Origin of the sequence: Gillisia lutea, assembly GCF_021568705.1 — a bacterium.
Lineage (GTDB): Bacteria > Bacteroidota > Bacteroidia > Flavobacteriales > Flavobacteriaceae > Gillisia > Gillisia lutea.
On record NZ_JAKGTH010000006.1, the window covers coordinates 932,457 to 944,890 of the forward strand.

The 12,434-nt window shown below is 37.0% G+C and carries 11 protein-coding genes; 1 reads left to right on the forward strand and 10 read right to left on the reverse strand.

Annotated features, from left to right (window positions below):
• Nucleotides 1-32: 32 nt before the first annotated feature.
• From L1I30_RS04220 to surE, 4 genes are read right to left on the reverse strand one after another with little or no spacing between them, the layout of a single operon-like run.
• Nucleotides 33-611 (reverse strand): C40 family peptidase, encoded by a 579-nt coding sequence (locus L1I30_RS04220; protein WP_236132998.1) that lies wholly within the window; start codon nt 609-611, stop codon nt 33-35.
• A gap of 9 nt (nt 612-620) precedes the next feature.
• Nucleotides 621-1,736: a lipid-A-disaccharide synthase gene (gene lpxB, locus L1I30_RS04225; RefSeq protein WP_236132999.1), complete on the reverse strand. Its 1,116-nt coding sequence runs from the start codon at nt 1,734-1,736 to the stop codon at nt 621-623.
• 3 nt (nt 1,737-1,739) lie between these two features.
• The gene (locus L1I30_RS04230) at nt 1,740-2,021 is read right to left on the reverse strand and encodes a hypothetical protein (RefSeq protein WP_236133000.1); all 282 of its coding nucleotides are present in this window, start codon (nt 2,019-2,021) and stop codon (nt 1,740-1,742) included.
• On the reverse strand, nt 2,014-2,796 hold the full coding sequence (gene surE / locus L1I30_RS04235; RefSeq protein ID WP_236133001.1) for a 5'/3'-nucleotidase SurE: 783 nt from the start codon (nt 2,794-2,796) through the stop codon (nt 2,014-2,016). Before surE ends, L1I30_RS04230 begins: the two co-directional genes overlap by 8 nt.
• Before the next feature lie 149 nt (nt 2,797-2,945).
• On the opposite strand from surE, the gene L1I30_RS04240 reads away from it, so the two are divergent.
• A complete protein-coding gene (locus L1I30_RS04240; RefSeq protein WP_236133002.1) occupies nt 2,946-5,081 on the forward strand; it encodes a carboxy terminal-processing peptidase in 2,136 nt (711 codons plus the stop codon).
• Nucleotides 5,082-5,359: 278 nt separating this feature from the next.
• On the opposite strand, the gene rodA is transcribed toward L1I30_RS04240, so the two are convergent.
• From rodA to purH, 6 genes are read right to left on the reverse strand one after another with little or no spacing between them, the layout of a single operon-like run.
• Nucleotides 5,360-6,607, reverse strand: a complete 1,248-nt coding sequence (rodA, locus tag L1I30_RS04245) for a rod shape-determining protein RodA (RefSeq protein ID WP_236133003.1) — start codon at nt 6,605-6,607, stop codon at nt 5,360-5,362.
• Nucleotides 6,607-8,475: a penicillin-binding protein 2 gene (gene mrdA / locus L1I30_RS04250; RefSeq protein WP_236133004.1), complete on the reverse strand. Its 1,869-nt coding sequence runs from the start codon at nt 8,473-8,475 to the stop codon at nt 6,607-6,609. Before mrdA ends, rodA begins: the two co-directional genes overlap by 1 nt.
• On the reverse strand, nt 8,472-8,978 hold the full coding sequence (locus L1I30_RS04255) for a rod shape-determining protein MreD (protein ID WP_236133005.1): 507 nt from the start codon (nt 8,976-8,978) through the stop codon (nt 8,472-8,474). Before L1I30_RS04255 ends, mrdA begins: the two co-directional genes overlap by 4 nt.
• The gene (gene mreC / locus L1I30_RS04260) at nt 8,971-9,792 is read right to left on the reverse strand and encodes a rod shape-determining protein MreC (protein WP_236133006.1); all 822 of its coding nucleotides are present in this window, start codon (nt 9,790-9,792) and stop codon (nt 8,971-8,973) included. Before mreC ends, L1I30_RS04255 begins: the two co-directional genes overlap by 8 nt.
• A gap of 10 nt (nt 9,793-9,802) precedes the next feature.
• On the reverse strand, nt 9,803-10,831 hold the full coding sequence (locus tag L1I30_RS04265) for a rod shape-determining protein (protein ID WP_236133007.1): 1,029 nt from the start codon (nt 10,829-10,831) through the stop codon (nt 9,803-9,805).
• Nucleotides 10,832-10,866: 35 nt separating this feature from the next.
• Nucleotides 10,867-12,399 (reverse strand): bifunctional phosphoribosylaminoimidazolecarboxamide formyltransferase/IMP cyclohydrolase, encoded by a 1,533-nt coding sequence (purH, locus tag L1I30_RS04270; RefSeq protein WP_236133008.1) that lies wholly within the window; start codon nt 12,397-12,399, stop codon nt 10,867-10,869.
• Between the last annotated feature and the right edge of the window lie 35 nt (nt 12,400-12,434).

Consider the following 12,434-nt stretch of genomic DNA (forward strand, 5'->3'; position numbering starts at 1 on the left):
TTGATGATTTCTACATCAATTTAGCAAAAAAACTAGATAACTCTACGTGCCATTACAAAATGTTCATACCAATAATTTTCGGCAAGAGAAGAAACAATGACACCCTTCGAGTTAGTGGAGTGTATAAAAAGTATGTGCCCGGGTTGAATTTCAACTACCAAACCAACATGATTGATAACCTTTTTATTCTTACTGGTTTCAAAAAACAAAAGATCTCCAATATTCACTTCGCCTAGGGCTAGCCGTTGCCCTTCTAAAGACATAGCTCTAGAAGATCTGGGTAATGAAATGTTTTCCTGGAGAAAAGAAGTATATACCAAGCCAGAACAATCCATTCCGTTACTTGTTGTTCCCCCATATTTATAACGTGTACCTTCAAAATTTTTAGCAAAAGAGGTAATGCTGTACACTCTATTATCTTCGGGAAGCTCTTCTTTTGAAGCTGTATTGATTTTATTTTCGGGAGAAGAATTTTCTAATATCCTTTTGGGAATTGGTCTGTATTGTTCTTCAATTATAACCTTAGATGTAGAATTAGACCTGGATGCACCGCAGGAAGTAAGTAAAGCGGTAAAAATTAACAATGCAACAAGTTTGAGAATATTGCTCATGAAAATAAATCAGTTTTTAATAGCGTTGTAAATGAGTTTCGCAGTTTTTTGACTGGCTCCAATTCCGCCAAGTTTTCTTTCTAACTCAAAGTATTGTCCAAATATTGTGTCTCTATTTTCTGGATTTAAAATTTTTTCCAACTCTACCTTCAATTGTTTCGTATTAAAATCGGATTGTATCAATTCTTTCACCACCTCTTTGTCCATAATTAGATTAACCAGCGAAATATAATCTAAATTAATAATACGTTTTGCAATTTGATACGAAATATTGCTTCCCTTATAACAAACAACTTCTGGAACTTTAAAAAGTGCAGTTTCCAGAGTGGCGGTGCCTGAGGTTACCAGAGCAGCTGTGGAAAGGCTTAGTACATCGTAGGTTCTGTTCATTACCAGATGAACATTTTTCTTTTTTATAAAAGGAGCATAAAATTCAACTTCCTGACTCGGAGCTCCGGCAATAATGAATTGATATTCTTTAAAATCATCGGTAATGCTTAACATAGTTTCAAGCATTTTAGAGATCTCCTGCTTGCGACTTCCGGGAAGTAGCGCTATAATGGGCCTGGAGTCTAGCTTATGTTCAGTCTTAAAGGCTTCTGAATCTACCAGTTCCTGTTTGGAAATAGCATCAATAAGAGGATGACCTACAAAATGTACCGGGAAATCATGTTTGTTTTCGTAAAATTCCTTTTCAAAAGGTAAGATGACATACATTTCATCTATATCTCTTTTAATAGCTTTAATTCTATTCTCTTTCCACGCCCAGATTTGAGGTGAAATATAGAAATGCGTAGGGATTCCTTCTTCCTTCGCCCATTTTGCGATCCTTAGATTGAACCCGGGGTAATCGATAAAAATCAATACATCTGGCTCATATGATTTTATGTCTTTTTTACAAAAAGAAATGTTTGATAGTATGGTCTTTAAATTGAAAAGAACTTCAACAAACCCCATAAAGGCGAGATCTCGATAATGCTTCACCAGGGTTCCCCCGCTTTGCTGCATGAGATCACCTCCCCAGAATCTAAAATCGGCCTGCGGATCCTCTTTTTTAAGCGCGTCCATTAAATTGGCAGCGTGTAGATCTCCCGAAGCTTCCCCGGCTATAATGTAATATTTCATAAACTATAAGATTTGTGAAACAGCAACTACCACAGCTGTTAATACGGTTGCTAAAAGAACTCCACGTGCGTGATAGATCTGTTTCTTTTTCAGAAATATGAAAAAAGGAAGGAAATTAAGGATGGCCCCAAGTGAGATTATTTTCCCCAGATAATTATTTGCTACCGCATCTTTAAGACTTGCTTCCAATCCAATTTTAGAAAACAACGTGATATATAGAAATATTCCGGCCATATTGGCAATAATTCCTATTATAAAACCGATGAGAATGTTTTTTCTAATCATTTAGATCCCAGCTATTTAAATCTTGTATAAAATGATGTGCCGTAAGGTCGAATTGAATAGGGACCACCGAGATATAATTGTGAGCCAATGCCCATTCATCGGTATCTTCCCCATGATCTTCATTTATAAATTCTCCTGTTAACCAATAATAATCTCTTCCCTGCGGACTGGTTCGTTTATCAAATTCTTCCTCCCAACGTGCTTTTGCTTGTCGGCATATCTTTACACCCTTGATCTCGGCTTCTGTCAATTTAGGAATATTAACATTAAGAACCACCCCTTTTGGGAGTCCGTTCTTAATAACATGTTGAGTTATAGATTTTATGTAAGCTTTTGATGGCTCAAAATCGGCATGTAACGAATAATCGTTCAGTGAAAATCCAATGGCGGGAATACCTTCTATTCCGGCTTCTACAGCAGCACTCATAGTACCGGAGTAGATCACATTAATAGAAGAGTTTGAGCCATGGTTAATACCGCTTACACAAAGATCTGGTTTTCTATGTAAGATTTCCTGAGTTGCAATCTTAACACAATCGGCTGGAGTTCCCGAACAGCTATATTCTTTATGTTTATCGGTTTCTGTTAATTTCAGCTCATCACAAAATAAAGTATCATTTAAAGTAATGGCGTGTCCCATACCACTTTGAGGGCTATCTGGGGCCACAACAATTACCTCTCCCAACTCCTTCATAACTTCTATTAAAGCTCTAATTCCAGGGGCGGTGATACCATCATCGTTGGTTACTAATATCAATGGTTTTTTTGGGGACATCACTATTTATTTTTATGGTTGCTAAAATAATAATTTCCAAAGGAAAGCTTATCTTAGACGGCGAACAAATAATTTGTGTACTTCGCAAAATTGTTGGCACAATTTTTTATGTATCTTGATTGAAATTAACGATGAAATTAATGCGGTTTATGAAAAGGAATTATAAGATTTTAGTGTTGGTGCTGTTAATGGCAGCAGCATCATGCAGTTTTACCACTAAAACTTTCAACGATCCGAATAAAGACAAACTTTTAATCGATTTGATTACCTATGTATTGGAAAGAGGTCATTACGATGCAAAATCTGTAGATGACAATTTTTCAAAAGAGGTTTACAAAGATTATTTAGCGTCTATAGATCCTTTAAGAAGGTTCTTCTATGAGGATGATGTGAAGGAATTTGCAGCCTATGAGAATAAGATAGACGATCAGATAAAAAACAAAGATCTAACCTTCTTTGATCTTACCCATACCAAGCTCTTAGAAAGAACAAAGGAAGTACGCGATATATATAGAGAGATATTGGCCGAGCCATTTGATTATTCTGAAGAAGAAGATATCAATACCGATTATGAGGAAGTGGAATACGTGAATACTCGTGAAGATTTGAAAGAACGATGGAGAAAGCAACTTAAGTTCACCACCCTTAGCGCATTTTACGATAAAAAACAGGATCAGGAAAAATCTTTGAAAAATGATCCCGAGTTTAAAGTAAAGTCTGATGAAGAATTAGAAAAAGAGGCTAGAGAATCTACTCTAACCAGTATGGAGGAATACTTTGATTTTACAGAAGACCTGGATCGTCAGGATTATTTTTCGGTATATATAAATGCTATTGTAGAAGAGTTTGATCCACATACTTTCTATTTTGCTCCTCAGGAGAAAGATAGGTTTGATATCGCTATGTCTGGAAAGCTTGAGGGAATTGGGGCACGACTTCAAAAGAAAAGTGATTATATCACGATAGTGGAGATCATTTCTGGTGGGCCGGCTTGGCTTACCGATAAATTAGCTGAGGGAGATGTTATCTTGAAAGTTAAACAGGAAGATGAGAAAGAAGCTGTAAACGTGGTAGGAATGCGCGTGGACGACGCAGTGAAACTTATAAAAGGTCCTAAAGATTCTAAGGTTACCCTTACAGTTAAGAAAAAAGTGCTGGGTAATATTGAAGAGATCACCATTGTTAGAGATGTAGTAGAGATTGAAGAGACCTACGCAAAATCTGCTCTGGTAAGAAAGAACGATCGCGAGTTTGGAGTTATAAATCTTCCTAAGTTTTACTTCAATATGGAGAATTATAATGAGCGTAATGCCGCTTCCGATGTTAAGCAAGAAATTATTAGGCTTAAAAAACAAGGTATGCAAGGTCTGGTATTAGACCTTAGAAATAATGGAGGTGGTTCATTAAAAACAGTTGTAGATATTGCCGGATTATTTATTGAAAAAGGTCCAATAGTGCAGGTGAAATCTAAGGAAGAAGGTCAGGAGATTTTAGAAGATAAAGATCCTTCTATTTTATGGGATGGCCCATTAGTGATCTTGGTGAATGAACTTTCGGCTTCAGCTTCTGAAATCTTGGCTGCAGCGATGCAAGACTATAAAAGGGCTATCATTATTGGAAGTAAACAAACTTATGGTAAGGGAACTGTTCAAAATGTAATAGATCTTAACCAAACCGTAAGAAGTAACGAATATGGCGATCTGGGAGCTCTTAAGCTTACTACACAGAAGTTTTATAGAGTGAATGGTGGTTCTACACAGTTGGAAGGAGTTAAGAGTGATGTAGTGGTTCCAGATAGATATAGTTATATAGATATAGGGGAGAAGGATTATGAAAACCCACTTCCATGGGATCAAATAGATGCTGCAAAGTATAAGATCTGGAATGGATACATAGATTACGAAGAAGCTATTCAAAAAAGCAAGAAACGTATGGCAGAAAGTGCTCAGCTTAATTTGATCGCTGAAAATGCTAAATGGGTGAAAGACCAAAGTTCAGATGATATTTATCCGTTAAATTACACAGCCTATGTGGCAAAAAGAGAAGCGACTCAGGAAGAAGCTAAACGTTTTGATGCTATCTCCGGGTATACTTCAAATTTGACATATGAATCTTTGCCGTATGAAGTTCAGCTTTACGCAAATGATACGATCTTAAAAGAGAAGCGTGATCGCTGGCACAAGAGCTTAACTAGTGATGTTTATGTTGAAGAAGCGATCAATGTTTTAGATGATATAAAAGTTAATAACATTCAAAAACGAAAAGTTGCAACTATCAAGAATTAGGTAGGTTATTTTTAATAGAACTTATTTAGAAACGCTTTAAGAGTATTTACTTTTGAAGCGTTTTTTTATTTAAGTGGTTTTTTAGTTTTCGTATATTATCAGTATAATTTATATGAATTTAATGAAGTGTGGTCATGGCGTAAAGAAAAATCAGGCAATTAATACAGATTGAATATCTTTGAAGAAATCTAAAAAAAATTATGAAAAGAAAATACGTATACCCCTTTATTATCTTGGTTGTGGCCGCTATTTTATTGATGCTGGATAAATGTTCTTAACTAAAAGGACATTCTTTCTGCATCCAGTTTTATAAAAATAAATAGCAGGATAGTGAAGCCCCAAAGTCCGGACCCTCCATAGCTGAAAAAGGGAAGGGGAATTCCAACCGTTGGTAATATTCCTGTAACCATACCTATATTCACCATAAAGTGAAGAAATATAATTCCGGCCACACTGTAGCCATATACTCTATTAAACTGTGATTTCTGTCGCTCGGCTAAAAATAGTAGTCGCAATAAAAGTAATACAAAAAGTAAGACAACTAGCGAAGTTCCTAAAAAGCCCCACTCTTCGCCCACGGTGCTAAAAATATAATCGGTGTGCTGTTCTGGCACAAACTGTCCTTTGGTTTGAGTTCCTTCGGTCCAACCTTTACCTAACCAGCCTCCGCTACCAATGGCAATTTCACTCTGGTTTGTGTTATATCCAATTCCACGAGCATCAACTTCTTTCCCTAAAACAATATTGAATCGGTCTCGATGCCTTTGTTCAAAAACATTTTGAAAGATATAATCAACGCTGTAGGAATACCCTATTCCAACTATAATTCCAATTAAGATCCATATATAGCCTGGTCGCTTATTTCTCTTAATAAATAAACTTAAGAGTGCTAATACTACAATTGCTATAGAGACATACAAAGGCCCAATCACTAAAGTGAGTACAAAAACCGTCACGGCAATAAAACCAATAACGAGGTAGATGCCTGCTAAACCTTCTCTGTATAAGGGGAAAAGAAAGGCGGCATAAACCAAAGCACTTCCCGCATCGGGTTGTGGGAGAATAATTAATGCTGGAATCGCAATAATGAGAAATGCTTTAATTTGATGAGAAAAAGTACGAACGTTGGTTTGTATATCTCCCAAATAATTTGCCAGTGCGAGTGCTGTTGCAGCCTTTGCAAATTCTCCCGGCTGTATACTTACTCCTCCAAATACATACCAGGAGGTGGCACCATTAATGGTTTTTCCGAATACAAAGAGGCCTAATATGGATATTAAGGAGATAATATAAATTACACTGGAAAATCGCATATAAAACTTAGCTTCAATAGATAGGAGTATTACTATCATAAAAAAGCTTAGCATGATCCAAAGTGCTTGCTTACCGTATATCTCGTCAAAATTGAAGATTGAAGAAGGAGTGTCACCTAAAGATGCAGAATAAATATTCATCCATCCAAAAATAACTAATAGGAGATAGATTAAAATTGTGGTCCAGTCAAATCCAACTGTGCTTTTTGACATTATTTATTAATTGTAAAAGGTTCCCCGCTAATTGGTTTAGCATATTCTTCTTCCAGACTATGAGTAAGTATCCAGTCTTCCATGTCGGTTCTTGTAATGGTCCCCTTTAAGTATTTTTCAATCATTAAACTGGCTATTCTTCCGGCGTATCTTCCACCCCAGTATCCGTTTTCTACAAATACTGCAAGAGCAATCTTTGGGTTGTCTACAGGAGCAAAAGCTATAAAGATGGAGTGGTCGGTTAGCTGCACGCGCTTTCCTCCAATTTTGGTGAAATTCTCTGCGGTACCTGTTTTTCCGGCTATTTCTATACCGGGAATGTTTAAACTTGCGGCAGTACCACTTTTGTATACCTGATGCATACCTTCAATTACCGGTTCGAAATGTCTTGGTTCTATTGTGGTGTATTTCTTTTCAGTAAATTCTTTTTGTTTAATAGATTGCCCATCCACTTCCTTAATCATATGTGGGGTATAGAACCATCCTTTATTAGCGATGGCGGCAGTCATATTGGCTAACTGGATAGGGGTTAGAAGTACTTCTCCTTGCCCTATAGCGTTAGATAGAGTTGCGGTAGCATACCATTTATATGTGGGATAGTCGTATATCTGGTTGTAATACTTAGAATTCGGGATTTTACCTGGCCTACCTGTAGATAGATCTGATCCCAAATAATCACCTAAACCAAAACTATCCAGATGCTCTGCCCAGACATCTATACCTTGCTGCGGAGTAGGATATTTTTCTATTATTCGGCGGTAAACATTTGCAAAATAAGCATTGCAGGATTGAGCAATCCCGGGTATCATATCTAACGGACTTGCGTGGGGATGGCACCCTAATTTACGACCTCTCCCATATACGTAGCCTCTGCTGCATGAAAACCTGTCGTGAATATCTACTACGTCTTCTTGTAAAGCGATAAGGGCATTGATGGTTTTAAATGGGGAACCCGGAGGATATTCGGCAAGTAGGCCTCTATCATATAGGGGGCGTGCTATAGTGTCATAATATAATTTCGTAAAATTAGGAGAGCGTTTTCTTCCAACCAGTTGAGCCGGGTCGTAACTTGGAGCAGTAATCATTGTCAAGATTTCCCCTGTAGAGGGCTCAATAGCAACTATTCCTCCTCTTTTATTAAGCATCAGTTTTTCGCCATATGCTTGTAAAACTGCATCAATTGAAATGGTTAGGTCTTTTCCTTTTTTAGGGAGAGTGTCATAAATGCCTTCTTTATAAGGGCCAATAACTCGATTAAAGCGGTCTTTCTGGATATATTTTACTCCTTTAACTCCTCGAAGCATTTCTTCATACTGACCTTCTACGCCTTGTTTGCCAATTAAATCTCCTGAAATATAATAAGGATTGTCTTCAATTATTTTTCGGTTTACCTCGGCTATATAGCCTAAAACATTTGCAGCGCTTTCTGTTTGATAGTCTCGTAAAGAACGTTTCTGAATATAGAATCCTGGATAATTTCGCATTTTCTCTTGAAAGTATGCGTATTCCGATTTAGTTAGCTGCGGAACTATTATCGAAGGCAGCCTTGGAGAATATATCTTTGCTTTATCGAGTTTTATGCTGAGCTCTTCGGGTGTAATATTTAAAATTCGGCAAAATTCAGAAGTGTCAAAAGCTTTTACATTTCTTGGGATAGCCATGACATCATAGGAAGGCTGATTTGAAACCAGCAGTTCTCCATTTCGATCAAAAATATAACCTCGCTGAGGGTAATCGTACACAACTTTAATGGCGTTATCCTCAGACAAGCGTGCAAAAGATTCGTCTACAATTTGAAGATAGAAGAGCCTTCCAAGGAAAATGAACCCTGTTGTTAAAATGATGATGTAGAGGAGAAGCCTTCTCATCGTTGCTTTTGTTTAAATAGTGTTAAGCTAATTAATATAAGCAGAATCGTGAATATTCCGGAAAATAATGTCTTCTTCAAGATCAAAAAGATATGTGAGAAATCAAACATTTCCAGGCTAAATAATATTAAATGGTGTATGAAAACCACAATTATAATATAGCCCAGCCGTGCTTCAAAGGGAGTATTTGAAAGCTTTACCGATTGATAATCGTAGCTAATTCCAAAAGAAAACCGCAATACTGTAGGTCTAATAAAGGCTATCACCAAACAGGCTATGGCGTTTATTCCCCCACTGTCTTCAAAAGTGTCTAAGGTAATACCAAGTAAGAAAGCTGCCAGAATAAAAAATGATTGCGGGCTGTTTAAAGGGTATAATATTAAGAACATCACATATAAATACGGATTTACATAGCCTAAAAAATTGATGTTATTTAGGAGCAATACCTGAAGTAATATCAGCACTACAAAACGGACGCTATTTGTGAGTATGGAATTAGTCATCGTTCTCTTCTAAAGCATTAATTTCTGCCTTGTCTTTGTTTTCAATTATATATACATATCCAATATTGGTCATATCATTGAAAAGCTTAATGTTGATGGTGTAATAACTTTCGTTAGTATCCAGTTTAAAATCGTCAATTCTTCCAATAGGGATTCCCTGAGGAAAAATTAGAGATTTTCCTCCGGTTATAATGGTGTCTCCTTTTTTAAGTGGGGCCAGTCTTGGCACATCAACCAACTGAACAATATTGGGATCTTTTCCGTCCCAAATAAGCGAACCAAAATGATTGGTTCTTTTTAATTGCGCATTTATTTTGGAGCTGCTATTTAAAATTGAGATTACCCGAGAGTAATTTTTAGAGGCATTATCGACAATTCCTACAATTCCTTGGCTGGTTACTACTCCATATTCCGCTTCTATACCAGCGCTTTTCCCCTTATCGAGGGTGATATAATTATCTACTTTAGAGTAATTGTTGCTAATAACTTTAGCTGTACGAAACTCGTAGATTCCGGAAAAGGACAGTGAGTCTAAATGGTTTTTGGTTAAGCTAGTATCAGGAATATTAGATAATAAACCTCTTAGTTGCTGATTCTCTTCTAGAAGTCGCTTATTATAATCGTCTAAATGAAAATAGGTCTGCACCCCATTGGCCCATCGGTAAATACCTCCGGTCACGAAATTCGCAGAACTTATAAATTTACTCTTGTGATAGGAGTGCGACTGAATAGTTAAAAATAGGGATAGAACTAGCAGCAACAGGAATAAGATGTTATTCTTATTGCGGATAAGAAAATTAAATATCTGCTGCATAAGTTAGTTCCTACTTTATCAAAATTCCTTTGTAACGGCTTAGGTTTTTAAGGCATATTCCTGTTCCTCTAACTACGGCTCTTAATGGGTCTTCAGCAATATATACAGGAAGATCTGTTTTTAAAGAAAGACGTTTGTCTAATCCTCTAAGCATAGAACCACCCCCGGCTAAATAGATACCCGTATTATAGATATCGGCAGCAAGTTCTGGCGGTGTTTGAGATAATGTTTCCATTACGGCATCTTCAATACGTAAAATAGACTTGTCTAATGCTTTTGCGATCTCTCTATAAGATATTTGAACCTGCTTAGGTTTTCCTGTAAGAAGGTCACGACCCTGAACGCTCATTTCTTCTGGCGGAACTTCAAGATCTTCGGTAGCCGCACCAATTTGAATCTTTATTTTTTCGGCAGTGCGTTCTCCTACGTATAAGTTATGCTGAGTACGCATATAATATACGATGTCATTTGTGAAAACATCTCCTGCAATCTTAATAGATTTATCGCATACAATACCTCCTAAGGCTATTACTGCAATCTCGGTGGTACCACCTCCTATATCTACTATCATGTTTCCTTTAGGTTGCATGATATCTACCCCAATTCCAATAGCCGCAGCCATAGGCTCGTGTATAAGATATACTTCTTTTCCATTTACTCGCTCGGCACTTTCTTTTACTGCGCGCATCTCAACCTCCGTAATACCGGAAGGGATACAAATTACCATTCTTAAGGCCGGAGTGAACATCTTCTTTTTAAGTGCCGGAATTTCTTTGATAAACATGCTTATCATTTTCTCACTGGCATCAAAATCGGCAATTACTCCATCTTTCAAAGGACGGATTGTTTTGATGTTTTCATGGGTTTTCCCCTGCATCATGGCAGCTTCTTTTCCCACAGCAATAATTTTTCCCGTAGTTCTATCGCGGGCAACAATAGAAGGGCTATCCACCACTACCTTGTCATTATGAATGACAAGGGTATTAGCGGTTCCTAAATCTATTGCTATTTCTTCAATGAGAAAATCAAAAAATCCCATAGTATGTATGTTGAGGTTAGGTAAATGTAATAAATTTAATGTTTAAAATGTCTTGTTCCAGTCATTACCATTGCTATGTTGTGTTCATTGCAATAATCGATGCTCAACTGGTCTTTTATAGATCCCCCCGGTTGTATAACGGCCGTTATTCCTGCATTTCCTGCAATTTCCACACAATCTGGAAATGGGAAGAAAGCATCACTCGCCATTACAGCACCATTTAAATCGAAATTAAAAGAGTTTGCTTTTTCAATACTGTGTGTTAAGGCATCTACTCTTGAGGTTTGTCCTGTTCCACTAGCCAGTAATTGTTTGTTTTTTGCTAAAACGATGGTATTAGATTTTGTGTGTTTGCAGATTTTAGAGGCAAAAATCAAATCATTTAACTCGTTTGAGCTTGGTTTATTGTTGGTGGCTTCTGTTAAATCTTCCACCGCATCAGTAATGTTATCTTTATCTTGAACTAAAACTCCGTTTAAACAGGTTCTTACCAGTTTTTCAGGCATTTCAGTCTCTTTTTGAACAAGGATGATTCTGTTTTTCTTTCCTTTTAGAATTTCTAAAGCTTCAGAAGAATATGAAGGAGCAATTACCACTTCACAAAATAATTTATGGATCTCTTCAGCAGTAGCTCTATCAATTTCAGTGTTGCTTATTAGAACCCCGCCAAATGCCGATACAGGGTCTCCTGCAAGCGCATCTACATAAGCTTCCGAAATACTATCTCTTTGTGCCAAACCACAAGCGTTATTGTGCTTTAAGATAGCAAAGGTAGGAGCGTCGTTTTTAAACTCGTTCATCAAGTTCACGGCAGCATCTACATCAAGTAAGTTATTGTAAGATAACTCTTTTCCGTGCTCCTGATCGAAAATAGCGTCGAAATCTCCAAAGAATGTTCCTTTTTGATGTGGGTTCTCTCCGTAACGAAGTTCTTTTCCATTTGAAAAGCTTTGTTTATATACGTTCTCTTCGGAATTTGAATTGAAAAAGTTGAAGATGGCAGTATCGTAATGGGAGGAAATCTGAAAAGATTTTCCAGCAAAACGCTTGCGATCTTCCAAAGAAGTACGACCTTCTTTTGAAGAAATCAAGGCTAAGAATTCGGCATAATCATTTACAGATGATACACAAAGTACATCTTTAAAGTTTTTTGCAGCTGCGCGAATAAGTGAAATTCCTCCGATATCGATCTTCTCGATAATGTCTTGTTCAGAAGCACCCGAAGCAACTGTTTTCTCAAAAGGGTATAAATCTACTATCACAATATCAATTTGAGGAATGTCGTATTCCTTCATTTCAGCAACATCAGAAGCATTATCTTGTCGGTTAAGTATTCCTCCAAAAACTTTTGGGTGTAAAGTTTTTACTCTTCCGCCTAAAATGGAAGGGTAAGAAGTAAGGTCTTCTACAGGAATAACGGGTATCCCCATGTCTGTGATAAACTTCTCTGTACCACCTGTTGAATAAATAGTAATACCTAATTGATTTAGCTTTTCTACGATGGGCCCTAGACCATCTTTGCTAAAGACCGAGATCAATGCAGATTTCGCTGATTTTAAATTGCTCATTGTGTTGTGTTTGTTAGGCTTGCAAAAGTAATTAA

What these genes read in the sequence shown, in the direction of transcription:
- L1I30_RS04220 (WP_236132998.1), bottom strand. Translation starts at nt 611, where the DNA reads ATGAGCAATATTCTCAAACTTGTTGCATTGTTAATTTTTACCGCTTTA.
- lpxB (WP_236132999.1), bottom strand. Translation starts at nt 1,736, where the DNA reads ATGAAATATTACATTATAGCCGGGGAAGCTTCGGGAGATCTACACGCT.
- L1I30_RS04230 (WP_236133000.1), bottom strand. Translation starts at nt 2,021, where the DNA reads ATGATTAGAAAAAACATTCTCATCGGTTTTATAATAGGAATTATTGCC.
- surE (WP_236133001.1), bottom strand. Translation starts at nt 2,796, where the DNA reads ATGTCCCCAAAAAAACCATTGATATTAGTAACCAACGATGATGGTATC.
- L1I30_RS04240 (WP_236133002.1), top strand. Translation starts at nt 2,946, where the DNA reads ATGAAAAGGAATTATAAGATTTTAGTGTTGGTGCTGTTAATGGCAGCA.
- rodA (WP_236133003.1), bottom strand. Translation starts at nt 6,607, where the DNA reads ATGTCAAAAAGCACAGTTGGATTTGACTGGACCACAATTTTAATCTAT.
- mrdA (WP_236133004.1), bottom strand. Translation starts at nt 8,475, where the DNA reads ATGAGAAGGCTTCTCCTCTACATCATCATTTTAACAACAGGGTTCATT.
- L1I30_RS04255 (WP_236133005.1), bottom strand. Translation starts at nt 8,978, where the DNA reads ATGACTAATTCCATACTCACAAATAGCGTCCGTTTTGTAGTGCTGATA.
- mreC (WP_236133006.1), bottom strand. Translation starts at nt 9,792, where the DNA reads ATGCAGCAGATATTTAATTTTCTTATCCGCAATAAGAATAACATCTTA.
- L1I30_RS04265 (WP_236133007.1), bottom strand. Translation starts at nt 10,831, where the DNA reads ATGGGATTTTTTGATTTTCTCATTGAAGAAATAGCAATAGATTTAGGA.
- purH (WP_236133008.1), bottom strand. Translation starts at nt 12,399, where the DNA reads ATGAGCAATTTAAAATCAGCGAAATCTGCATTGATCTCGGTCTTTAGC.